Below are 21,930 nucleotides of genomic sequence, written 5' to 3'. Positions count from 1 at the left end.
GCAGATTACGGATACGCATGGGATCTTGGCCGGTTTTGGCCTGCTTATCCGTGATCTGCTGGGAAACGTATGCCGGTCAGCGCGGCAGCGGGGACCTCGGGCGAGGCGCAGCGGCGGGGGATCAGGCGAGGCCGGCTCGGCGCAGCGCGTCGGCGAGCGCGGTATCCGTGCTGCCGCCCTGCTGACGACCGCCACCACGCTGACCGCCCTGCTGCCCACCGCGCTGCCCGCCTTGGCCGCCCTGACGCTGGCCGCCCTGGCCGCCTTGGCCCCCCTGTCCGCCTTGGCGCTGGCCGCCCGGCTGCCGGGGCCCCCGGTCGCGGGACTGCCCGCCGCCCGAGCCGGCCCCGTCGCCGGGGACGTCGTCGAGGCGCAGCGTCAGCGAGATCCGCTTACGGGGTACGTCGACGTCGAGCACCTTGACGCGTACGACGTCGCCGGACTTCACGACGTCGCGCGGGTCCTTGACGAAGGTCTTCGACAGCGCCGAGACGTGGACGAGGCCGTCCTGGTGGACGCCGACGTCGACGAAGGCCCCGAACGCGGCGACGTTGGTCACCACGCCCTCCAGGAGCATGCCGGGAACCAGGTCGGAGATCTTCTCGACGCCGTCGGCGAAGGTCGCCGTCTTGAACGCCGGTCGCGGGTCCCGGCCCGGCTTCTCCAGTTCCTTCAGGATGTCGGTGACGGTCGGCAGACCGAACGTGTCGTCCACGTACGCCGTGGGCTTGATCTTGCGCAGCGCGGTCGAGTTGCCGATGAGCGTGTCGATCGTGGCGCCCTCGCCGTCGAGCATGCGCCGCACGACCGGGTACGCCTCCGGGTGCACGCTGGAGGAGTCCAGCGGGTCGTCGCCGCCGCGGATACGCAGGAAGCCGGCGCACTGCTCGAACGCCTTCGGCCCGAGCCGGGGCACCTGCTGCAACGTCCGGCGGTTGCGGAACGGCCCGTTCTCCTCCCGGTACGCGACGATGTTCTTCGCGAGGCTCTCGGTGATCCCGGAGACCCGGGTGAGCAGGGGAGCCGACGCGGTGTTCACGTCCACGCCGACGCCGTTCACGCAGTCCTCGACCACGGCGTCCAGCGACCGGGACAGCTTGCCCTCGGCGAGATCGTGCTGGTACTGCCCGACGCCGATCGACTTCGGATCGATCTTCACGAGTTCGGCCAGCGGGTCCTGCAGGCGCCGGGCGATCGACACCGCGCCACGCAGCGACACGTCCATCCCCGGCAGCTCGGACGAGGCGTACGCCGAGGCGGAGTAGACCGACGCGCCGGCCTCGGAGACGACGATCTTCGTCAGGTTGAGCTGCGGATACAGCTTGATGAGGTCGGCGGCCAGCTTGTCGGTCTCCCGGGAGGCGGTGCCGTTGCCGATGGCGACGAGTTCCACCTGGTGCACCTGGCAGAGCCGGGCCAGGATCGCCACCGACTCGTCCCACTTGTTGTGGGGGACGTGCGGGTAGATCGTGTGGGTCGCGACGACCTTGCCGGTGGCGTCGACGACGGCCACCTTCACGCCGGTGCGGAAACCGGGGTCGAGACCGAGCGTCGCCCGCGTCCCGGCCGGGGCGGCGAGCAGCAGGTCGCGCAGGTTCGCGGCGAACACCCGAACCGCCTCCTCCTCGGCCTGCTGCCACAGCCGCATCCGCGCGTCGATGCCGAGGTGCGTCAGGATCCGCGTACGCCACGCGTACCGGACGGTGTCGGAGAGCCACTTGTCGGCCGGGCGACCCTGGTCGGAGACGCCGACGCGGCGGGCGATGAGCTGCTCGAACCGGGTCGGGCCGAACTCCGGGGCGTCCTCGGGCGCCTCGGGCTGGACCGCGATGTCGAGCATCTCCTCCTTCTCACCCCGGAACATCGCCAGTACGCGGTGCGACGGCATCTTCGTGAAGGGCTCGGAGAAGTCGAAGTAGTCGGCGAACTTCGCGCCGGCCTCCTGCTTGCCGTCGCGTACCTTCGACGCGAGCAGGCCGCGGTTCCAGACCTGCTCCCGCAGTTCGCCGATGAGGTCGGCGTCCTCGGAGAACCGTTCGATGAGGATCGCGCGGGCGCCGTCGAGCGCCGCCGCCGCGTCGGCGACCGCCTCGGTCAGATAGCCGGACGCGGTCGCGACCGGATCGAGCGTCGGGTCGCCGAGCAGCTGGTCGGCCAGCGGCTCCAGCCCCGCCTCCCGGGCGATCTGCGCCTTGGTCCGCCGCTTCGGCTTGAACGGCAGGTAGATGTCCTCCAGCCGGGCCTTGGTGTCGGCGGAGAGGATCTGCGCCTGCAGTGCGTCGTCGAGCTTGCCCTGCGACCGGATCGACTCCAGGATGGCCGCCCGGCGCTCCTCCAGCTCCCGCAGATAGCGCAGGCGCTCCTCGAGCGTACGCAGCTGGGCGTCGTCGAGCGCTCCGGTGACCTCCTTCCGGTACCGGGCGATGAACGGCACGGTGGCGCCACCGTCGAGCAGATCGACGGCCGCGGTCACCTGCCCTTCGCGTACGCCGAGCTCGGTGGCGATCTGAGCGGCGATCCGGGGCTGCGGCACGGTCGGAGCGGTGGTCTGGGCGTCGGTTGTCACCGGTGCATTCTGCCCGGTCGGTCGGCCCTCCGCCGCGCCGGGACACGCTAGGCGGGCGTTCTCGGTGCCAAGTTGCCCACCACCTCGGCGTAATAGACCGACTCGGCGACGTGGAAAGCCAGCTCCCGAGGCGACCAGCCGCCGGTGCTCTTGTCCAGTTCCTCGTCGGTCAGCGAGTCGAGCCGCAGCCGCCAGATCTCGGCCAGCCGGGTCAGCCGGCTGCGCGCCTCGGCCAGATCCTCGGCGGTGAACTCGGCCAGATCCGCCGCCGTCGTGACGGCTGAGGCATGCCAGTGATCGGGCAGCGGGTCGACGCCGGCCAGGGTCGCCTCCAGCTCGGCGAGGTGATCGACGAGGTGGTCCGCGACGCGCCGGATCGCCTTGTGCGGCGTGTAGACGCGGTCGCCGGAGGGGCGGGGCGTGCCGTCCCAGGCGGGCCAGGTCTCGGCGAGGGCGAGCACGTCGTCGACCAGGCCGGTCACGACGGACGACGGAGTGCGGTCGTCGGTGAGCGGTGAAAACACCTCACGAAAGTATCGCCGGGGTACGACACTCTTGATGTTGATCAGTCCGTCGCGGGAACGATCAGGGTGCTAGGGACGCGACACGCCGGTCGATCACGACCGATAGTTCATGATCGCGCGGAAAGCAGCGGGAAAGCAGCGGGAAAGCAGCGGGGGAACCAGCGGGGAAGCCGCGCGGAAAGCAGCGGGGAAGCAGCGGGGAAGCAGCGGGGCTACAGGGAGACGGTGGAGCCGGAGGCGGCCGACGCGCGGGCGGCGTCCAGCACCTCCATCGTGTGTACGCCGTCCCACGGGTCGACCGGCATCGGGCTGCCGCTTTCGACGGCGGCGAAGACGGCCGGGTAGTAGGAGGCCCAGTCGCCGGGGGTCGGTTCGACCGGCGTGAACTCGGCGCCTCGGCACAGTCGGCCGACCGGGGTGACCACCCGCCGCCCGGTACGCAGCGCCTCCTCTTGCCCGTCGAGGTCGTGGACGACGAACGCCCCACCGCTCCCGAGTACGCGCATCCGTGGTCCGGGCGCGCCGGCGAGGTTGCCGCAGGACAGGTGTGAGTGGACGTCGCCGAGGTGGGTCAGCGCGAGGAAGACGTCGTCGTCGGCCGCGGTGCCGCGCCGGGACGCGACTTCGGCGTACACGGAGTGGACGGGTCCGAGCAGTTGAACGGCTTGGTCGACGAGGTGGCTGCCCAGATCGAGCAGCGAGCCGCCGCCTTCGTCCGGCGGGAGGTCTTCGCGCCATCTGCCGGGCGAGGGCTCGGGCCGCCACCGTTCGAACCGAGACTCGAAGCGCAGCACCTCGCCCAGTTCGTGTTCGGCGATCAGCCGCCGCACGGTCAGGAAGTCGCTGTCCCAGCGCCGGTTCTGGAAGAGCGTGAAGGCGACGCCGGCGACTTCGGCCGCGGTGACCATCTGCTGGGCCTGTTCGGCGTCCAGCGCCATGGGCTTGTCCACCACGACCGGTACGCCCGAGGCAAAACACTCCAGAGCAAGATCGGCGTGGAATCGTGTCGGCGTCGCGAGCACGACGAGGTCGGGCCGGTCGTCGGTGAGCATCCCGGTCAGGTCGTCCCGGACGGCGGCGGCCGGGAAGTCGGCGGCGACCTCGGCCCGGCGGTCCGGGTTCCGGGTCACCACCGCGACCACTTCGGCCGCCGGTGTCTGCCGGAGCAGCCCGCCGTGGAAGATCCGCCCAGCGACGCCGTATCCGGCTATTCCTACCCGCACATGGATCATCGTGCCAGACTCAGCGCATGAAGGAACGCGTACGCGCAGCTCTGCTGGAAGGTGACAACCTGGTGGTGTTCCGGCGGCAGCGGCCGGGCGTACCGGTCTATTGGGCGTTGCCCGGCGGCGGTGTCGAGCCGGAGGACGCCGACCTCGTCGCGGCGCTGCGCCGGGAGCTGGACGAGGAGATGAAGGCGGAGATCGGCGAGCCGGTCCTGCTGACCAGCCGCGAGACCCCGTACGCCGATGGCAAGTCGCCGTTGCAGCACCTGTTCGCCGCCCGGCTGATCTCACTGGACTTCGCCAAGCGGCACGGCCCGGAGTTCAGCGACCCGTCGAAGGGCGAGTACGCCGTCGAGCGGATCCCGCTCACGAAGGAGGCGCTGACGGACTGCCGGCTGTTCCCGCCGGAGCTGGCCGATTACCTGCGCGAACACGTCGACGAGGTGTCCCGCATATTGTAGAGACTTCTTTCTAAAGCTATCTTTAGGATGTGACCGAGAAACGCTTGGACGACGCTGTCGCGCTGCGGGCGTACGCGCACCCGGTGCGCATGAGGCTCGTGGGGCTGCTGCGCCGGGAAGGGCCGCTGACGGCGACCCAGGCTGCCGACAAGCTGGGCGAGAGCGTGCCCAACTGTTCCTTCCACCTGCGGATGCTGGCCAAGTACGGGCTCGTCGAACGAGCCGAGGGCGCCGACAACCGGGAGAAGCCGTGGCGGGCCACCGCCGAGGTGACCAGTTGGCGCAGCGACGCCGAGGATGCGCCTACGCGGGAGGCGGTCGGCCACCTCGAGGCGATGATCGCCGCCCGCTACCTGGAGCGTGAGCAGGAGTTCCTGCGGCGCGCCGACGCCGAACCCGTCGAGTGGCGGCGGCTCACCGGCCCCCACGACGTCACCGTCTACGTCACGCCCGAGGAGCTCGACCAGCTCGGCCAGGCCGTCGAAGCGCTCGTCTCCGGCTACCGCGATCCCCAGCGCCCGGGCGTGCGAGCCGTCGACATCCTCCAGTTCGTCCTCACGCAGGCGCCACCCCCGACCGAGGAGTAGCCCGGCATGACCACCACCCTCGCCCCGGAAACCCCCACACCCACCCGCAAGAGCTGGCTTCCCCGGCTGCTGCGCGAGCGGCAGTTCCGTCGCTTCTGGACCGGCCAGACCATTTCGCTGTTCGGCGACCAGATCTCCGGGCTCGCCCTGCCGCTGCTCGCCGTGCTCGGCGCGGGCGCGAGCGCCGCGGAGATGGGCTACCTCACCGCCGCCGGGCTGCTGCCCAGCCTGCTCTTCTCCCTGCTCGCGGGGGCTTGGGTCGACCGCCGGCCGATCAAACGGCGCATCATGATCGCGGCCGACCTCGGTCGCGCGGCCCTCCTGCTCGCGATCCCCCTCTTGTACGCCCTAAGCCTGCTCACGATGCCCCAGCTCTATTTCGTGGCATTCGGGGTGGGCACGCTCTCCGTCCTCTTCGAGGTGTGCCGCACGACCCTGTTCGTCTCGCTGGTCGGCAAGGAGTCGTATCTGGAGGCCAATTCGCTGCTCAACGGGGCCCGCGCCATGTCCTATGTGGCCGGGCCGTCGGCGGGTGGCGTACTGGTGCAGGTGCTCACCGCGCCGGTGGCGTTGATCGCCGACGCCGTCTCCTACCTGTTCTCCGGTCTGCTGCTGGCGCGCATCCAGGCCACCGAGCCGCCGCCGAGCACCACGCCCGGTCTCGGACTCGGCGAGGGCCTGCGGTTCCTGTGGCGCTCGCGGCTGCTGCGCATGATGCTCGCGGGCAGCACGACGCTGAACCTCTTCAACTACATGTTCTCCGCGCTGATCATCCTGTACGCGGCCACCACGTTGGGCATCTCGCCGGGTGTACTGGGGCTCGTGCTGGGCATCGCGTCGATCGGCGCGCTCCTCGGCGCGGCGGTGGCGAGCCGGTTGGCCCAGCGGATCGGGGTCGGCCCGGCGCTCATCCTCGGCTACGTCCTGTTCCCCGCGCCGCTGCTGCTGATGCCGGCGGCGTCCGGCAGCCGCCTGACCGTACTGGTCATCCTGACCGCGGCCGAGTTCCTCTCCGGCGCGGGCGTGATGATCCTCGACATCTGCAGCGGGTCGATCCAGACCGCCGCCGTCCCGGACGAACTGCGGGCCCGGGTCTCCGGCGCGCACCGCACGGTCAACTACGGCATCCGGCCGATCGGGGCGGTGCTCGGCGGCACCCTCGGCACGCTGCTCGGCGTGCATACGACGTTGTGGGTCAGCGCGATCGGCGGCGTGCTCGCCGTCGGCTGGCTGTTCTTCTCCCCGCTGCCGAAGATGCGCACCCTCTGATCCGTTTCGGCAGTTACAGCCGATGTGGAGGACGAGGCGGAGCCAGGTCATCGGCTCGACCTGGTGTTGACCGTCGTGATGGCGCTCGCGGCGGTCGGCACCGCCTGGGCCGGGTTCGAGAGCACGAAGTGGGGCGGCGTCCAGGCCAACGCGTACGCCGAGGCCGGCGCGGTGCGGGCCGAAGCGGGCCGGGCCGCCAACCGAGCCGGCCAGCAGCGCATCCGCGACGCCGTCAACTTCACGTCCTGGCTGGAGGCGCTCAATCAGGACTTGCTCGCCGGAAAGATCACGCGTCCATCAGGTGACTACACGCCCACTCCGGGAACGTTGTCCGGTTTTCTCTACGAGCGGTTCCGGCCCGGCTTCGAACCCGTGATCAAGGCGTGGGTGGCGACCAAGCCGCTGGTGAACCCGAACGCCCCGGCCACCCCGTTCGACCTCGACGCGTACCAGTTGCCGGACGAGGACCGGGCCGCGGACCTGAACGCCCAGGCGGACGCGCTGGCGCACGAGGCGCAGAGCGCCAACCAACGCGGGGACAACTACGTGCTGACCGCGGTCATCTTCGCGCTGGTGTTGTTCTTCGCGGGGGTCGCCGGCCGGGCCCGAGTCGCGCGTACGCGGTTCGCGTTGGCCGGGCTCGCCGTCGTCGCGCTCGTGGCCGCGATCGTCACCCTGGCGACCTTTCCGGTGGAGATCTGATCAGGCGAGCTGGGCGCGGGCTCCGGTGGTCTGCAGGATCAGGTCGGTGACGGCGGCCGGGTCGTCGCTCATCGGGACGTGCCCGCACCCGGCGAGGCGGACGACGCGGGCGGCCGGGATCTCCGCGCGGGCGCGGTCGGCCATGTGCACGCCGAAGATCCGGTCGTGCTCGCCCCAGCCGATCGCGACCGGGATCGCACCGTCGAGTCTCGGCGCGTCGAACCGGTAGCCCTTCGACGCCCGCGCCACCGCCCGGAAACCTTTGCCGCGCCGCAGCGCCAGGGCGTCCCCGAGGGCCCGGTCGTTGTCCAGATTCCCCGGGTACGCCATCAGCGAGCCGAACGACGTGGCGCGCAACGCCGGTCGCCCGCACGTCAGACGGACCAGGGGAGTCGGGGCGAACGTCGTCACGCGGAGCGTCGTGAGAATGCGCAGCGCGCGGCGGCGCTCGGCTTCGGTGAAGAACCCGGCGGGCGAGAACGCGGTCGCTGACGCGACCGCTCCCGCCGCGGCCAGTTCCAGGCTGATCGCCCCACCGAGGCTGTATCCGGCCACGTGCGGCCGGTCCAGCCCCCATTCGTCGAACGTCGCGATCATCGCCTCGACGGTGGCGGTCATGCTCCGGGGCATGCCGCCGTCAGGGACGGGGGACGCGCCGAACCCCGGCAGGTCCAACGCGATGACGTCGTGGTGGGCGGCGAGCGCGTCGAAGACGGGTTCCCAGGCCTGGTGCCGGTGGCCGATGCCGTGCACGAGCACGAGGGTCGGCCCGGTGCCGGCCCGCTTGTGGTTGACCTTCACGCGTCCGCTCCCGCCCGCTCAGGTGCCGGTAGGGACGCCTCCGCAGGCGGCGTCCCTACCGACGTCTTGCCGAAGGCCCGGCCCAAACCCCGGACCTCTTCCTCCATCTGGCCGACCAGTCGGCCGGCGCCCCCGGCTCGGATCACGCGGTCCGCGAAGCCCGACAGCACGATCGGGCGCAGCGCCTGCACCAGCGCCATCGACCGGGGGACGTATACCTTGCGCTTACGGCGTTCGATGCCACGCACGATCGACTCCGCGCACTGCTCGACCGAGATGACGCTGTTCAGCGGCCACGGCAGCCGCTTCTGGGCGTACCGGAACGAGGCGAGGTCGTCGCGGATGTCGCGGACGAGGTCGGTGTCGATCCAGATCGGATGGCAGGTGCCGACCGTGACGCCCCGGTGGTACGCCTCCAGCCGGAGCACGTTGCCGAACTGCTCCACACCCGCCTTCGACGCGCAGTACGCCGCCATGCCGGGCATCGCCGTGAACGCCGCGGCCGACGACACGATCAGGACGTGCCCCTTCGCCTCGGCGACGTGGGGGAGAGCGGCGGCGACCGTCCGCATCGCTCCGACGAGATTCACCTCGACCGTACGCACGAGCGCGTCGATCGGGCCGGTCGCGACGGTGCCGAGGTTCGCGATCCCGGCATTGGCCACGACGACGTCGAGCCGCCCGAAGTGGTCCACCGTGGCCGCCACCGCACTGTCCAACGCGGACTGGTCGGTGACGTCGGCGGCGTACGCGAAACCGCCGACCTCCGCGGCGACGTCGCCCAACAGCGCCGGTTCGAGACCCACCAGGGCGACTTTCGCGCCCCGGGCGGCAGCGAGCCGGGCCACCTCGGCGCCGATGCCGCGGGCCGCGCCGGTGATGAGAACGGTCTTGCCCGCCAGGTCATAGCGCATCGGCGTGCTCCTTCACTGCGCTCGGTGCGACATAGTCCGCGGCCCGGAAATGCCGCGTACGCCATCGGAAGCTGGTCGCGAAGCCGGGCCAGATGGTGGTGTTGCGCCCGGTCGCGTCGAGGTACCAGCTCGAACAGCCGGTCTCCCAGACGGTGCCGCGCATCTTCTTCGCGATCGTGGCCGACCAGTCGCGCTGCGCCGCCGGGGTCGGCTCGATCGCGGTCAGGCCCCGCGCCCGCATGTGTTTGAGCGCCTTGACCACGAGGTTGAGCTGCGACTCGATCATCAGCACGACCGAGGTGTGCCCGAGTCCGGTGTTGGGGCCGAGCAGGAAGAACAAGTTCGGGAAGCCGGGCACCGTTGTCCCCCGGTACGCGTACATGCTCGGCGTCCAGGCCTCGCTCAGCGCTCGGCCGTCCGCCCCGCGGATGTGCCGCATGATCGGCGAGTCGGTGACGTGGAACCCGGTGCCCAGGATGATCGTGTCGGCCGGATGCTCCATGCCGTCCGCCGTGATCAGGCCGCTCGCCGTGATCCGGGCGATGCCCGACGTCACGACGTCGACGTTCGGCTTGGTCAGCGTCGGCCAGTAGTCATTGGATATCAGGACTCGTTTGCAGCCCATCGCGTACCGTGGCGTGATCTTGTCGCGGAGTTGCGGATCGCGGACCTGACGGCGGAGCGTGCGCAGCGAGAGGCGGGACGCGAGCCGGTTGACGCGCGGGTGCAGGAAGCCGACGCCCATCGCGTCGCGGACCGAGTAGATGCCCAGGCGCGCGAGCCGCTGCGCGCCGGGGACGTGCCGGTAGATCAGGCGCTCGACGCGGCTGATCCGGCGGGTCAGGCGCGGCATGATCCAGGCCGGCGTGCGCTGGAACAGCGACAGTTTCGCGACCTCGGGCTGGATGCGTGGGACGAACTGGATCGCCGACGCGCCGGTGCCGATGACCGCCACCCGCTTGCCGGACAGGTCGTGGTCGTGCCGCCAGCGCGCGGAGTGGAAGACCGTGCCCTCGAAGTCGCCGATCCCAGGGATGTCCGGAATGGCGGGGTCGCTGAGCGGGCCGGCCGCCGCGACCAGGACGCGCGCGGTGTACTCGCCCCGGCTCGTCGTGATCACCCAGCGCGTGCCGTCCCAGGCGGCGTCGGTCACCCGATGCCCGGTCCTGATGCGCTCACGAAGACCGAACCGTTCGACGCAGCCGCGCAGGTACGCCCAGATCTCGGCCTGCCCGGAGAACGTGTTCGACCAGTCCGGATTGGAGGCGAAGGAGAAGGAGTAGAGGTGCGACGGCACGTCGCAGGCACAGCCGGGATAGGTGTTGTCGCGCCAGGTGCCGCCGACGTCGTCGCCGTCGTCGAACACGAGCAGGTCGCCGAACCCGGCCTTGCTCAGGCGGATCGCCGCGCCGAGCCCGCCGAAGCCGGCCCCGACGATGGCGATGTCGACGTGCTGGGTCATTCCTCGTCCTCCCACGGGGGTGCGCCGACTCCGGTGACGCGTACGCCGCCCCAGGGGTCCACCTCGCCGAGGCGACCCGGAGCGGTCTGCTCTCCGATGTGGACCGTCACGTCCCTTCGGCCGCTCCGAACAAGCTGGGCGACCTCGGTGGACGGTGAAATCCGGCCGCCCCAATGGAAGCGGCCGTCGACCGGCTCCCACCGGCCGCTCAAGTGGACGGTCACCGGCAGGTCGCCGATGCGGCCCTCGCCCTCGTAGCTCATCGCATCGTCCGGATCTCCAGCGGAAGGTCGGCACGCCGCCGCAGCCCGTCGAACCCGCTCCACAGCAGCTCGGTGAGATAGTCGGTCAACGCCTCGCGCCGGATCGGCCGGCCGTGCTGCATCCACCAGTCGCCCACCGACTGCACGAACCCGACCAGCCCGTACGCCCACGGCTCGGCCGGACCGGCGTCGAGCCCCAGCGCCCGCAGCCGATCGCCGATGACGCGGGCGAGTTCGACCGCCACCTCCCGGCTGGCCCCGACGATGAGCTGATGCACGCCGGGAATCCCCGACTGGTGCATGACGAAGCGGTACAGATTCGGCTCGGCCTCGATGACGCCCAGGTACGCGTCGATGGTCGCCTCGATGAGCGTGCGCTCCTCGCGTACCTGCTCGACGGCGGGGGCGACCGCGTTCACGACGACCCCGGCCAGGTGCTGCCCGACCGCGATCCACAGCTGGGACTTGTCGGCGAAGTACCGGTACAACACGGGTTTGCTGACCCCGGCCGTGGCCGCCACCTGTTCCATGTCGACTTCGGGCCCGTGCTCCAGCACCGCCGCGATGGCGGCCTGGATCAGCTCGACCCGGCGCTGCTCCCGATGGGCGGCCCAGCGCTGCTTGCGTCCATTGACTTCCGTGCCCTCGCCTTGCATGCTACTACTCGTAACAGTTACGAACCGTAACGTCAATACCTTGGTGGAGGCGCGGGCATGGAGGCACGGGAGCTGACCGCCGAGAGACTCCTGGAGTCCTCGCTGCGCACGAGTTACGACCCGATCGTCGAGATCGACTGGTCCGCGCCGCCGGAGCCGGGCCGCTACTGGCTGCCGCCGGAACGCAGCAGCCTCTACGGCACGCCGCTGTGGGACGGGCTGACCGAAGAGCAGCGGATCGAGCTGACCAAGCACGAGGTGGCCAGCGCCGCCAGCGCCGGGCTCTGGTTCGAGACCATCCTGATGGAGATGCTGATCCGGCAGTACTACGACAGCGACCCGACCAGCCGCCACGCCCAGTACGCCCTGACCGAGGTGGCCGACGAATGCCGGCACTCGATCATGTTCGGCCGGCTCATCGAGGCCATGGGCTGCCCGGTCTACCCGGCGAGCCCGTTCGACCACGCGCTCGGCCGCTGGCTCAAGGCGACCGCGCGCGGCCCGCACATGTACGCCTCCATCCTGATCGCCGAGGAGATCCTCGACTCGTTCCAGCGCGAGATCATGGGTGACGACACGCTGCAACCGTTGATCCGCATGGTCTCCCGCATCCACGTCGTCGAAGAGGCCCGCCACGTCCGGTACGCCCGCGAGGAACTGGCCCGCCAGGTCGCCGCCGCCGGCCCGCTGCGCAGCGCGTACGCCCGGATCGTGATCGCGCGGGCGGCGTACTCGATCGCCGGGCGGCTCGTGCACCCCCGCGTCTACGCCGCCGTCGGCATCCGGCCCCGCGACGGCCAGGCCGCCGCCCGGGCGAACCCGCGATTCCAGGAGACCCTGCGCTGGTCCGCCTCCCGCGTCTCCAGCTACCTCGGCGACCTCGGCCTCGTACGCGGACCCGCGCGCCTGCTCTGGTCCCGCGCCGGCCTCGTCTAACCCGCTCCTCCAGGCGCTCGCTCATGATCAGCGGAAGTTTCGCGGTGCTATAACCCCACCGAACTTCCGCTGATCATGAGCGGTGCGCCGATTCCCCAAGCCAGTCATGATCATGGTCATTTCTGTGTCGTCATGGCGCGTCATGGCGACGTGGAAATGACCCTGATCATGGTGTCGACATCGTCGACAGCGCCCGAGCCGTGTTCCATCGGCGTGAGACTATGACACTCATGAGCGATTTCACGGCGTACGCCGTGGCGACGGTGTCGTCGCCGCTGACGTCGCTGGCGGACGCGCCCCGGCAGGGCGACGAAGGCGCGCCCGACGCCTGGCTCGTCGTCGACCCGCGGTACGCCGAGGCCGCCCGCGATATGCGCCCGGGAGCGGACATTCTGCTGCTCACCTGGCTCGACCGCGCCGATCGAACCGTTCAGGTGGTGCACCCGCGCGGCGACCTCGCCCGTCCGGAACAGGGCGTGTTCAGCACGCGGTCGCCGGATCGCCCGAACCCGATCGGCCTGCACCGGGTGACCGTGCGCGAGGTCGACGGCCTGCGTCTGCGCGTCAGTGGCCTGGAAGCGATCGACGGCACGCCGGTCCTCGATGTCAAACCTGTCCTCGACCCGATCTCAGACCGCTGAGTCGCTCGTCGATGAAGGTGACCCGATCCGCGGGACGCTTACGGGCTTCCAGCAACGAGTCCGTCAGCTCGCTCGTCGGGACCGGCAGCCGGGCGCCGGGCGCGAAATACTCGGGATCGAGCCACATCCGGATCTTCGTGCCCTCTTCCGTAGCCGGACCCAGCTCCCGGAGCGGGGTAACAGTGCGGTCGGCGGCCATCTCGGTCGCGTAGGCCACGCCTTCCCAGTGTGTCCACACCTCCACCCGCCGACACAAGGTGGCCGCAGGACCGATCTCGCCGGCCCGATCATCGTGACCGGCATGGATCGTGGTCAGCATCGCCTCCGGGTCTGGTCGCTGAGCCGGGTGCCCGGTGTGCGGGGACATTCCGCCGCCGTTGTCGTGGACGCTGAAGACCAGATCGCCGCTGATCGTCACCACGATCTCCAGCGACTCCCGAGCCGGCGGCACGTGGAGGACGCCCTGCACGACGCTCCGCAGCACCGCCCCGGGGAGGGCGGGGTCGTCCTGGTCGACGCCGTAGTACATGCGTGGCCGCTTGCGGACGACATCCGCGCCGGTGAGAACGACCAGGTCTTTCGCCGCGAATACTCGAGGCTGCTCGGAGGGCATCGCGACAGCGTACGGGAAGAGTCGCTGCCTGATATGCGTTGCCGGGGCTGGGATCATGGAGCCATGACCAAGCAGAAGCCGCTGATCACCGTGCTGACCGGGGCCGGGATCTCCACCGACTCCGGCATTCCCGACTTCCGCGGCCCCAACGGCGTCTGGACCCGCGACCCGGCCAAGGAGAAGCTGTTCACGCTGCAGAACTACCTGGCCGACGAGGAGGTGCGGAAGGCGTCCTGGCTGGCGCGCAAGGACAGTCCAGCGTGGACAGCCCGGCCGAACGCGGCCCATGAGGCGCTGGCCGACCTGGAGCGCAACGGTTTCCCGCTGCGCGTCGTCACGCAGAACATCGACGGGCTGCATCAGAAAGCCGGAATCGCCGATCGCAAGGTCATCGAGTTGCACGGCACCATGTTCACCGTGCGGTGCGTGGACTGCGGTGCGCGTACGACGATGCGCGAGGCACTCGACCGCGTCGAGGAGGGCGAGCCCGATCCCAGCTGCACCGAGTGCGGCGGCATCCTCAAGTCCGGGACGATCATGTTCGGCGAGATGCTCGATCCGGACACCATCGACCGGGCCGCGCAGGTCGCGGCGGCCTGCGACCTCTTCTGGGCCGTCGGCACGTCGCTCACCGTCGAACCGGCGGCGTCGCTGTGCGCGATCGCCGCGCAGGCCGGCGCACGCATCACCATCGTGAACGCGCAGGCCACGCCGTACGACCCGCTCGCGAGCACCATCGTGCGCGAGCCTATCGGCGAGGCACTCCCGAAGCTGGTCCAGACGCTTGTCCAGGAGTACGCGTAATGCGGCGCTCCTATGTCGTCACGGGCGGTGGGCGCGGGATCGGCCGGGCGATCGCCGAGCGGTTGAGCCAGGACGGCACGGTCATCGTGGTCGACCAGGATGCGACCGTGTCCGCCGATGTCGTGGGGGACGCCGCCGATGAAGCGGTGGCGGAACGCGCGGCCGACCTCGCCGAGGCGGCCGGACGGCTGGTGGGCTGGGTGAACAACGCTGCAGTGTTCCGGGACGCGGCCATCCACGACACCCCGCCGGCTCAGGTGCTGGAGCTGATCGCGGCCAACCTCGCGCCGGCGGTGACCGGCTGCTCGACGGCGGTACGCCGGATGCTGGCGACCGGTCAGGGCGGCGCGATCGTCAACGTGTCGTCGCACCAGGCGCAGCGAGCCGTGCCCGGCGCCCTCCCGTACGCCACCGCGAAGGCCGCGATCGAGGGCCTGACCCGGGCCTTGGCTGTCGATTATGGACGTCAGGGCATCCGGGTCAACTCGGTCGCGCTGGGCTCCATCGCGACGGGGCGACTGGACGACGCTCCGGAACGGGTTCGGCGCGAACTGAACCGCCTTCATCCGGTCGGCCGCGTGGGGCGTACCAGTGAGGTGGCCGATGTGGTCGCGTTCCTGTTGTCACCCGCGGCGAGCTTCGTCCACGGTGCTGTGGTGCCTGTGGACGGTGGGCGAGCCGTGCTGGGTCTGGACCCGGAGGCGCGTTAGCTGGTCGCGCGGCCCGAGGGGTCGATCGGCGCCCAGATCTGGATGTGGCTGAAGGCGGCCGAGTACTGGGTCGGCTGATCCGCCGGATCCCGTTGCAGGACACCGATGTTGATCCGGCCCTTGGGATAGGTGGTCTCGTCCCGGTGGTCCAGCACGAAGCCGTCGCGGCCGAAGGTGAAGGTGTCGCCGACGGCGAGGATAGTGAACCGTGCGGACTGGCCGACCGCGAGCGGCTCGTCGAACGCCATGGCGAGCCGAGTGGGATTGCTCCAGTCGCCGTTGGCGTCCTTCTCGTGGCGCACGAAGTACGCGCCGTCCTGGCAGATCTGCAGGGCGTCGCCGACGCTGCCGTTGTAGCGGAACCAGATCCCGGCGCAGGTGCCCTCGGCGACCAGTGTGACGGTGACGCTCACGGCGAAGTCGCGGTAGTTGTTCCCGGAGGGGCCCTGGCAGCGGTAGACCGGGCCGGTCACCTCGGTGACGAAGCCGCGCGCGTCGTAGAAGCACCGCGCGTCCAGTTCCTTCTCGGTCCGCTGGATCCAGTTGTCGGACTTCGTCAGCGGGTCGTCGAGGACGAGCTGGAAGTTGTCCGGAATGTTCAACGGCGTCGGCGGCGAAGTCTGCACCGACGGTGAGGCGGTCGGGTCGCCGGCGAGGCTGCGGGCGTTCGGCCACACGCCGTACGCGAAGATGCCGGCGGCGACCAGGGCGATCACGGCGGCGAGGACGATACCGAGAGTGCGTACGCGGCGGCGCGGTTTGCGGACCGGGACGCGGGTGCTGACCGTCGTCTCGTCGTCCGCGGTCGCCTCGTAGGCGGCCTGTGCCGGGATCATGACGTCCTGCGGCACCTTGCGGGTCGAGCCGACCGACATGAGCAGGTCGAGCAGTTCCCGGGCGGCCGGTCGTTCGGCCGGGTCCTTCGACAGCGCCTGGGCGACGACGTCGCGGAGCGGCCCGCTGACGCCGGTCAGGTTGGGCGCCTCGGTGAGGATGCGGATCGCCGTCGTCGCCGGAGTGTCCCCCGCGAACGGGGTGTGCCCGGTCGCGGCGTAGCACATGACCGCGCCCCAGGCGAAGACGTCGGCCTTGGCGTTCACCGCCTTCAGGCCGCCGCTGAGCCGCTCGGGCGCGATGTACGGGACGGTGCCCATGACCTGGTCGGCCTGGGTGATGCCGGTCGGGGTGTCGGAGTCGCGGGCGAGTCCGAAGTCGATCACCTTGACGCCCCCACGAGGGAGCAGCACGTTGCCCGGCTTGAGGTCGCGGTGGATGATGCCGGCGCCGTGGATCGCGGTCAGCGCGGTGGCGACGCCGATGCCGAGCGACTGCAGCGCCGCGCCGCTCAGCGGCCCCGACTCCTTGACGATGTCGGCCAAGGTCGGCCCGTCGACGTACTCGGCGACCAGGTAGGGCGGATCGTGATCGGGATCTGCCTCGATGACCTCGGCGGTGCAGAACGGCGGGACGGTCTTCGCACGGGCGACCTCGCCCCGGAACCGCTCGCGAAATTCCCCGCGATCGAGCAGATGATCCCGGATGACCTTGAGGGCGACCTGCGAGCCGTCCGGCGACTGTGCCAGGTAGACGGTGCCCATGCCGCCTTCACCAAGGCGTCCCAGCAGCTGATAGCCACCGATCTGGAGCTGGTCGCTCGGCCGCAGCGCCTGTACTCCCGCCATCCACCCCTCCCCGCGAACGTGGGCAAGCATGCCATCTTGCGGGTGTCGGCGTAAACCGACCTTCGGCTGCCGGTGGTGACCCGGAGTTTGCGTCGTTAAGGAGTATTGCCAACCGGGAAGAAATGGTGAAACTTTAACAGCGAGCACCCCCTTGAATGAGCAGCCCCTGGAGGAACAACGATGTCCCCATCCCTGCCTCGCCGTACGTTCACGGCTCTGGCACTGGCGGCTCCGCTGACCGCCGCCCTCCCCGGCGTGGCGTTCGCCGAGGAGCCCTCGACCCTGGCGGGCACGCCGAACCCGTTCCCGGTCCCGGACACGTCCAGCTGCGAGGTCGACCCCGCGACGCCGAAGCGTGAGTTCCGCGCGATGTGGATCGCCAGCGTCGTCAACATCGACTGGCCGCGGGCGGCCGGGCTGGACGAGCAGACCCTCAAGGCCGACTACCGGGCCTGGCTCGACCTCGCCGAACAGCTCAACCACAACGCCGTGGTCGTGCAGATCCGGCCCACCGCCGACGCGTTCTGGCCCTCGGCGTACGAGCCGTGGTCGGAGTGGCTGACCGGCAAGCGGGACGGCGTCGGCCCCGGCTGGGACCCGGTCGCCTGGATGGTCGCCGAGACCCACGCCCGCAACCTCGAGTTCCATGCCTGGTTCAACCCCTACCGCGTCTCCATGCCCGCCCCCGGCGGCGCGGCTGGCGACATCACCAAACTCGCCCCCAACCACCCGGTCCGGCAGCACCCCGACTGGGCGGTGGCCTACCCGGTCGGCAACGCGGCGACCCGGCTCTACTACAACCCGGGCATCCCCGAGGTACGCGCGTTCGTGCAGGACGCCATCATGGACGCCGTCACCAAGTACGACCTCGACGGCGTGCACTTCGACGACTACTTCTACCCGTACCCGGCCTCGAACCAGGACTTCGGCGACGAGGCGACGTTCGCCGAACACGGCGCGGGCTGGGCGACCAAGGCGGACTGGCGGCGCAACAACATCGACCTGCTGATCCAGGAGATGTCGCAGAAGGTCCGCGAGGCCAAGCCGTGGGTGAAGTTCGGGGTCAGCCCGTTCGGCATCTGGCGCAACAAGGCGGCCGACCCGCTGGGCTCGGACACCGGCGGCACGCAGTCCTACGACGCCAACTTCGCCGACACCCGCAAGTGGGTCAAGGAAGGCTGGCTGGACTACATCGTTCCGCAGGTCTACTGGAACATCGGCCTCGCGGTGGCCGACTACGCCAAGCTCGTGCCGTGGTGGAACGACGTCGTCGCGGGCACCCAGTGCCAGCTGTACATCGGCCAGGCCGACTACAAGATCTCCGCGGCCGGGCAGCCGGCGGCCTGGTTCGACCCGAACGAGATGGGCAAGCACATCGCGCTCAACCGGTCGCTGCCCGAGGTCGACGGCAGCATCCACTTCTCGGCCAAGGACGTGAAGGCCAACCGCCTCGGGGCGACCGACCTGTACGCGGCCGCGTACTACTCGCGTCCGTCGCTGCCCCCGGCGCTGCAGCGGGTGGCCGCGAAGCCGATGATCCCGCCGGTCATCACCCACCTGCGCCGCGAGGCCGAGGGCGTACGCCTGCAGTGGCTGGCTCCCGGAACGCACGGGCGCCCGTTCGAGGACCCGACGTCGTTCGCGATCTACCGCTACGAGGGCCGCGACCCGCTGCCCGAGCCGTGCGACCTGGCCGACGCCGGCCAGCTCATCGGCACGGTCCGTGGCCTGTCCTACCTGGACACCACGGCGGTCGCGGGGACGGCCTACACGTATGTCGTGACGGCGCTCGACCGCGTGTGGCACGAGAGCGCGCCGGGCATCGGCCGCTTCACCGTCAACTAGCGCTCACCCGGCGCGGCGGGCTTCCCACCGTTCGAGGAGGCCCGCCATCTCGTCCTGGATGAACGCGTAGAAGTCCGCCATCTCGGCGATCCGGCCGCCGGCGACGGTTCCCCGTCCGCCGGCGGCCGCTACTCCTTCGGCCGCCAGTTTCCCGACGGTGGCGAAGATGCCCCCCTTGACCATCGCGCCCTGATACCAGGCGTCGTCCGGCAGCCGGTAGACGTCGCGGCGCGAGCCCGGCACCGGCTCCTTCACCACCAGTCCCAGCTGTTGCAGATAGCGGACCGAGCCGGAGACCGCGGCGGGGCTGATCGCCAGCCCGTCGGCGATCTCGGCAGCGGTGAGCGTGGACTCCTCCGCGGCCATCAGGAGCATCAGCACCCGGGCCGCCATCCGCGGCATCCCGTAGTTGGCGAAGGTCAGCGCCGTGTGCTCGACGAAGCGGCGTACGCCGTCCTCGTCTCGGCCCGGCGGTCCGTTCGTCGTCGGCTTCTGCGCCATCTCTGCTCCCTGCGTCACAACACGATTTTGACACGGCACAAGCTTCACAAGTTTGTGAAGCAAGTGTAGCGTCCGAATCATGGAAAACATCATCGAGGCGTCGGGCCTGCGCAAGAGCTTCGGGCCGACGCAGGCGCTGGACGGGCTCGACCTGGTCGTCCGCCGCGGCGAAGTCCACGGCTTCCTCGGCCCCAACGGCGCCGGCAAGTCGACCACCATCCGGGTGCTGCTCGGCCTCCTCAAAGCCGACGGAGGCAGCGCCACCCTGTTCGGCGGCGACCCGTGGAAGGACGCGGTGACCCTGCACAAGCGGCTCGCGTACGTCCCGGGCGACGTCACCCTGTGGCCCACGCTGACCGGCGGCGAAGTCATCGACCTGCTCGCGCGGCTGCGCGGCGGCGGCGACAAGGGCAAGCGCGACGAACTGATCCAGCGCTTCGAACTGGACCCGCGCAAGAAGGGCCGGACCTACTCCAAGGGCAACCGGCAGAAGGTGGCCCTCGTCGCAGCCCTCGCCAGCGACGCCGAACTGTTGATCCTCGACGAGCCGACCTCCGGGCTCGACCCCCTGATGGAATCCGTCTTCCAGGACTGCATCAACTCTGAGCGCCAGAACGGGCGGACCGTCCTGCTCTCCAGCCACATCCTGGCCGAGGCCGAAGCCCTCTGCGACCGCGTGAGCATCATCCGCGCCGGGAAGACCGTCGAGACCGGCACCCTCACCGAGCTGCGCCACCTGACGCGTACGTCGATCGCGGCCGACCTGGCGTCGCCGCCGGACGGGCTCACCACCATGCCCGGCGTCCACGACCTCGTCGTGGAGGGCAGCCGGGTCAAGTTCCAGGTCGACACCGCCGTCCTCGACGAGACCCTGCGGCACCTGGCCTCCCTGGGCGTACGCGGGCTGACCAGCCAGCCGCCGACGCTGGAGGAGCTGTTCCTGCGGCACTACCAGAGCGACGCCGACGTCGAGGGCGACTCCGCAAGCGTCGGAGCGAAGTCGTGAGCGCGCTCGCGGGCACCGGGCAGCTGCTGCGGCTGGCCCTGCGCCGGGACCGGATCATCCTGCCGCTCTGGGTCGTCCTGCTGGCCCTGTTCCCGGCCAGCGTGGCCGGCAGCTTCAAGGCGCTCTACCCAGATCCGGTGGAGCTGGCCAAATTCGCGAAGTCCATGATCGCTTCGCCGTCGATCACCGGCTTCTACGGCCCGATCTTCGCCCCGAACCTCGGGCAGTTGTCCGCCTGGCGATCCGGCATCCTCGTCATCATCGCGGCGCTGGCCGTCGGGCTGACCGTCATCCGGCATACGCGCAACGAGGAGGAGCAGGGTCGCCGGGAACTGCTCGGCGCGACCGTCGTCGGCCGGCCGGCCCAACTGGCGGCAGCGCTGCTGCTCGCCTTCGGCGCGAGCGCGGTCATCGGAGTGCTCGCCGCGCTGGGGCTCGCCTCGGCCGCCCCCGGCGTCGGTGCTTGGGCCTTCGGCCTCGAGTACGCCGTCCTCTGCGCCTTCTTCGGCGCGGTGGCCGGACTGGCGGCCCAGCTGACCCAGAGCGCCCGGACGGCGCGGTGGATCTTCGGCGCGGTCCTCGGCGGATCGTTCCTGCTCCGGGCGGCCGGCGACGCCGACGGCGACGAGAACTCCGTGCTGTCGTGGATCTCGCCGATCGGGTTCGCCCAGCGCATCCGTCCGTACGCCGGGGAACGCTGGTGGATCGGGGTGGTGCTGATCGGAGTGACCGTCGCGCTCGGGCTTTGGGCGTACCAGTTGGCCGGCAGCCGCGACATCGACGCGGGCCTCGTCGCCCCGCGGCCCGGACCGCCGCGGGCCGGGCGGAGCCTTTCCTCGCCCCTGGGCCTGGCCTGGCGCTTGCAGCGGGGCGGCCTGATCGGCTGGCTGATCGGGTTCGCCGTGATCAGCGGGGTGCTCGGCTCGGCCGCGACCACGGCCTCGGACGCGCTGAAGGACAGCCCGGAACTGGCGGAGATGTTCCAGCGGCTCGGCGGCGCGACCGCGCTGGGCGACCTGTTCATGGTCACGCTGATCTCGATCACCGCCATCGCCGCCGCTGGGCAGGGCATCCAAGCGGCGGTACGCGCCCGGACCGAGGAGACCACCGGGCGGCTGGAACCGATCCTGGCCACCGCGGTCGGCCGGTCGCGCTGGAACGCCGGCTACGTGCTGTTCGCGCTGGCTGGGCCGGCGGTGAGCATGCTGGTCGTCGGGCTCGTCGGCGGACTGTCCTATGGGGGCAGTGCGGGCGACGTCGCCGGTCAGCTGCCCCGGATCGTCGGCGCCGCACTGGTCGCGCTGCCCGCGATCTGGCTGACCGTCGCGATCGTGCTGGCACTGTTCGGGTTCGCGCCCAAACTCGTCGGCGCGGGCTGGGTGCTGCTGGCGGCGTTCCTGCTGCTCGGGCAGCTCGGCGCGGTCCTGCGACTCAGCCAATGGGCGCTCGACCTGTCCCCGTTCACGCACGTCCCGCACCTGCCGGGTGGGGCTCTGACGTGGCCGCCGCTGATCTGGCTGTTCGTGCTGTCCGTCGCCCTGACGGTGGCCGGCTTCGCCGGCTTCCGCCGCCGCGACATCGGCTGACCCTCGACATTTGTCCGCGTGCTCTCTCCGCGCGATCATGAACTTATGTTCGTGATCGCGCGGCGTGTCGTGTCCACAGCACCCTGATCAACTCCCGGCGAGCATGATCAACGCGGTGGCGCAGACAGGCGCGGGGTTTTCGATTACATTCGATAAGGCACCAACCGGCCCGCCC

The 21,930-nt window shown here is 70.4% G+C and carries 22 protein-coding genes; 11 read left to right on the top strand and 11 right to left on the bottom strand.

The features are described from left to right. Positions 1-121 precede the first annotated feature (121 nt). The 3 genes from HDA40_RS11400 to HDA40_RS11390 form a co-directional block, all read right to left on the bottom strand. Complete coding sequence (locus HDA40_RS11400; protein ID WP_253754796.1) at positions 122-2,566, bottom strand: Tex family protein; 2,445 nt, start codon at positions 2,564-2,566, stop codon at positions 122-124. A 47-nt stretch (positions 2,567-2,613) separates the two neighbouring features. Beyond that, positions 2,614-3,090, bottom strand: coding sequence for a DinB family protein (locus HDA40_RS11395; protein WP_253754794.1), 477 nt, complete (start codon positions 3,088-3,090; stop codon positions 2,614-2,616). Between the two features lie 212 nt (positions 3,091-3,302). Continuing rightward, a complete protein-coding gene (locus HDA40_RS11390; protein ID WP_253754792.1) occupies positions 3,303-4,322 on the bottom strand; it encodes a Gfo/Idh/MocA family protein in 1,020 nt (339 codons plus the stop codon). Between the two features lie 17 nt (positions 4,323-4,339). On the opposite strand from HDA40_RS11390, the gene HDA40_RS11385 reads away from it, so the two are divergent. Genes HDA40_RS11385 through HDA40_RS11370 form a run of 4 tightly spaced genes read left to right on the top strand, consistent with a single transcriptional unit; the run spans position 4,340 to position 7,335 of the window. After that, positions 4,340-4,777, top strand: coding sequence for an NUDIX domain-containing protein (locus tag HDA40_RS11385; protein WP_253754790.1), 438 nt, complete (start codon positions 4,340-4,342; stop codon positions 4,775-4,777). A gap of 29 nt (positions 4,778-4,806) precedes the next feature. After that, complete coding sequence (locus HDA40_RS11380) at positions 4,807-5,364, top strand: winged helix-turn-helix domain-containing protein (protein WP_253754788.1); 558 nt, start codon at positions 4,807-4,809, stop codon at positions 5,362-5,364. A 6-nt stretch (positions 5,365-5,370) separates the two neighbouring features. Then, positions 5,371-6,633, top strand: a complete 1,263-nt coding sequence (locus HDA40_RS11375) for an MFS transporter (protein ID WP_253754786.1) — start codon at positions 5,371-5,373, stop codon at positions 6,631-6,633. Positions 6,634-6,657: 24 nt separating this feature from the next. Next, complete coding sequence (locus HDA40_RS11370) at positions 6,658-7,335, top strand: hypothetical protein (protein WP_253754784.1); 678 nt, start codon at positions 6,658-6,660, stop codon at positions 7,333-7,335. Here HDA40_RS11370 and HDA40_RS11365 read toward each other — a convergent pair whose 3' ends face one another. The 5 genes from HDA40_RS11365 to HDA40_RS11345 are packed head-to-tail and all read right to left on the bottom strand — an operon-like array spanning position 7,336 to position 11,431. After that, on the bottom strand, positions 7,336-8,136 hold the full coding sequence (locus HDA40_RS11365; protein ID WP_253754782.1) for an alpha/beta fold hydrolase: 801 nt from the start codon (positions 8,134-8,136) through the stop codon (positions 7,336-7,338). Beyond that, the gene (locus HDA40_RS11360; RefSeq protein ID WP_253754780.1) at positions 8,133-9,050 is read right to left on the bottom strand and encodes an SDR family oxidoreductase; all 918 of its coding nucleotides are present in this window, start codon (positions 9,048-9,050) and stop codon (positions 8,133-8,135) included. Before HDA40_RS11360 ends, HDA40_RS11365 begins: the two co-directional genes overlap by 4 nt. After that, entirely contained in the window at positions 9,040-10,512 is a 1,473-nt protein-coding gene (locus HDA40_RS11355) for a flavin-containing monooxygenase (protein ID WP_253754778.1), read from the bottom strand. The genes HDA40_RS11360 and HDA40_RS11355 overlap by 11 nt, the downstream gene beginning before the upstream one ends. Beyond that, positions 10,509-10,775: a DUF4873 domain-containing protein gene (locus HDA40_RS11350; protein WP_253754776.1), complete on the bottom strand. Its 267-nt coding sequence runs from the start codon at positions 10,773-10,775 to the stop codon at positions 10,509-10,511. Before HDA40_RS11350 ends, HDA40_RS11355 begins: the two co-directional genes overlap by 4 nt. Next, a complete protein-coding gene (locus tag HDA40_RS11345) occupies positions 10,772-11,431 on the bottom strand; it encodes a TetR family transcriptional regulator (RefSeq protein ID WP_253754773.1) in 660 nt (219 codons plus the stop codon). The genes HDA40_RS11350 and HDA40_RS11345 overlap by 4 nt, the downstream gene beginning before the upstream one ends. Positions 11,432-11,488: 57 nt before the next feature. Between HDA40_RS11345 and HDA40_RS11340 the strand changes: the two genes are divergently transcribed. After that, positions 11,489-12,367, top strand: a complete 879-nt coding sequence (locus HDA40_RS11340; protein WP_253754769.1) for an AurF N-oxygenase family protein — start codon at positions 11,489-11,491, stop codon at positions 12,365-12,367. Positions 12,368-12,597: 230 nt separating this feature from the next. Then, a complete protein-coding gene (gene tsaA, locus HDA40_RS11335) occupies positions 12,598-13,008 on the top strand; it encodes a tRNA (N6-threonylcarbamoyladenosine(37)-N6)-methyltransferase TrmO (protein ID WP_253754766.1) in 411 nt (136 codons plus the stop codon). Here tsaA and HDA40_RS11330 read toward each other — a convergent pair. Continuing rightward, complete coding sequence (locus HDA40_RS11330; protein WP_253754764.1) at positions 12,974-13,621, bottom strand: hypothetical protein; 648 nt, start codon at positions 13,619-13,621, stop codon at positions 12,974-12,976. The two genes, tsaA and HDA40_RS11330, sit on opposite strands and share 35 nt — an antisense overlap. Before the next feature lie 63 nt (positions 13,622-13,684). Here HDA40_RS11330 and HDA40_RS11325 point away from each other — a divergent pair, with 63 nt between their 5' ends. Both HDA40_RS11325 and HDA40_RS11320 read left to right on the top strand, forming a co-directional pair. Further along, on the top strand, positions 13,685-14,425 hold the full coding sequence (locus tag HDA40_RS11325) for an SIR2 family NAD-dependent protein deacylase (RefSeq protein ID WP_253754762.1): 741 nt from the start codon (positions 13,685-13,687) through the stop codon (positions 14,423-14,425). After that, positions 14,425-15,135, top strand: a complete 711-nt coding sequence (locus tag HDA40_RS11320; protein ID WP_253754760.1) for an SDR family NAD(P)-dependent oxidoreductase — start codon at positions 14,425-14,427, stop codon at positions 15,133-15,135. The genes HDA40_RS11325 and HDA40_RS11320 overlap by 1 nt, the downstream gene beginning before the upstream one ends. On the opposite strand, the gene HDA40_RS11315 is transcribed toward HDA40_RS11320, so the two are convergent. Further along, a complete protein-coding gene (locus tag HDA40_RS11315; protein WP_253754758.1) occupies positions 15,132-16,817 on the bottom strand; it encodes a serine/threonine-protein kinase in 1,686 nt (561 codons plus the stop codon). The two genes, HDA40_RS11320 and HDA40_RS11315, sit on opposite strands and share 4 nt — an antisense overlap. 180 nt (positions 16,818-16,997) lie before the next feature. Between HDA40_RS11315 and HDA40_RS11310 the strand changes: the two genes are divergently transcribed. After that, positions 16,998-18,662, top strand: a complete 1,665-nt coding sequence (locus tag HDA40_RS11310; RefSeq protein ID WP_253754757.1) for a glycoside hydrolase family 10-like protein — start codon at positions 16,998-17,000, stop codon at positions 18,660-18,662. Between the two features lie 3 nt (positions 18,663-18,665). Here HDA40_RS11310 and HDA40_RS11305 read toward each other — a convergent pair whose 3' ends face one another. Next, entirely contained in the window at positions 18,666-19,181 is a 516-nt protein-coding gene (locus HDA40_RS11305) for a GbsR/MarR family transcriptional regulator (protein ID WP_253754754.1), read from the bottom strand. A gap of 61 nt (positions 19,182-19,242) precedes the next feature. On the opposite strand from HDA40_RS11305, the gene HDA40_RS11300 reads away from it, so the two are divergent. Together HDA40_RS11300 and HDA40_RS11295 are read left to right on the top strand one after the other, a co-directional pair. After that, positions 19,243-20,169 carry an ABC transporter ATP-binding protein gene (locus HDA40_RS11300; RefSeq protein ID WP_253754752.1) on the top strand — a complete coding sequence of 309 codons (927 nt, stop codon included), beginning with the start codon at positions 19,243-19,245 and terminating at the stop codon, positions 20,167-20,169. Further along, entirely contained in the window at positions 20,166-21,755 is a 1,590-nt protein-coding gene (locus HDA40_RS11295; protein WP_253754750.1) for an ABC transporter permease, read from the top strand. Before HDA40_RS11300 ends, HDA40_RS11295 begins: the two co-directional genes overlap by 4 nt. Positions 21,756-21,930 lie beyond the last annotated feature (175 nt).

Origin of the sequence: Hamadaea flava, from assembly GCF_024172085.1 — a bacterium.
Lineage (GTDB): Bacteria > Actinomycetota > Actinomycetes > Mycobacteriales > Micromonosporaceae > Hamadaea > Hamadaea flava.
The sequence above is the reverse complement of the archived record's forward strand: the minus strand, read 5'-3'. Positions and strand labels throughout refer to the sequence as shown.

Coding starts and splice junctions, on each gene's coding strand:
- HDA40_RS11360 (WP_253754780.1), bottom strand. CDS start 9,050: ATGCGCTATGACCTGGCGGGCAAGACCGTTCTCATCACCGGCGCGGCC.
- HDA40_RS11340 (WP_253754769.1), top strand. CDS start 11,489: ATGGAGGCACGGGAGCTGACCGCCGAGAGACTCCTGGAGTCCTCGCTG.
- HDA40_RS11390 (WP_253754792.1), bottom strand. CDS start 4,322: ATGATCCATGTGCGGGTAGGAATAGCCGGATACGGCGTCGCTGGGCGG.
- HDA40_RS11385 (WP_253754790.1), top strand. CDS start 4,340: ATGAAGGAACGCGTACGCGCAGCTCTGCTGGAAGGTGACAACCTGGTG.
- HDA40_RS11300 (WP_253754752.1), top strand. CDS start 19,243: ATGGAAAACATCATCGAGGCGTCGGGCCTGCGCAAGAGCTTCGGGCCG.
- HDA40_RS11345 (WP_253754773.1), bottom strand. CDS start 11,431: ATGCAAGGCGAGGGCACGGAAGTCAATGGACGCAAGCAGCGCTGGGCC.
- HDA40_RS11355 (WP_253754778.1), bottom strand. CDS start 10,512: ATGACCCAGCACGTCGACATCGCCATCGTCGGGGCCGGCTTCGGCGGG.
- HDA40_RS11310 (WP_253754757.1), top strand. CDS start 16,998: ATGTCCCCATCCCTGCCTCGCCGTACGTTCACGGCTCTGGCACTGGCG.
- HDA40_RS11375 (WP_253754786.1), top strand. CDS start 5,371: ATGACCACCACCCTCGCCCCGGAAACCCCCACACCCACCCGCAAGAGC.
- tsaA (WP_253754766.1), top strand. CDS start 12,598: ATGAGCGATTTCACGGCGTACGCCGTGGCGACGGTGTCGTCGCCGCTG.
- HDA40_RS11330 (WP_253754764.1), bottom strand. CDS start 13,621: ATGCCCTCCGAGCAGCCTCGAGTATTCGCGGCGAAAGACCTGGTCGTT.
- HDA40_RS11325 (WP_253754762.1), top strand. CDS start 13,685: ATGACCAAGCAGAAGCCGCTGATCACCGTGCTGACCGGGGCCGGGATC.
- HDA40_RS11320 (WP_253754760.1), top strand. CDS start 14,425: ATGCGGCGCTCCTATGTCGTCACGGGCGGTGGGCGCGGGATCGGCCGG.
- HDA40_RS11350 (WP_253754776.1), bottom strand. CDS start 10,775: ATGAGCTACGAGGGCGAGGGCCGCATCGGCGACCTGCCGGTGACCGTC.
- HDA40_RS11315 (WP_253754758.1), bottom strand. CDS start 16,817: ATGGCGGGAGTACAGGCGCTGCGGCCGAGCGACCAGCTCCAGATCGGT.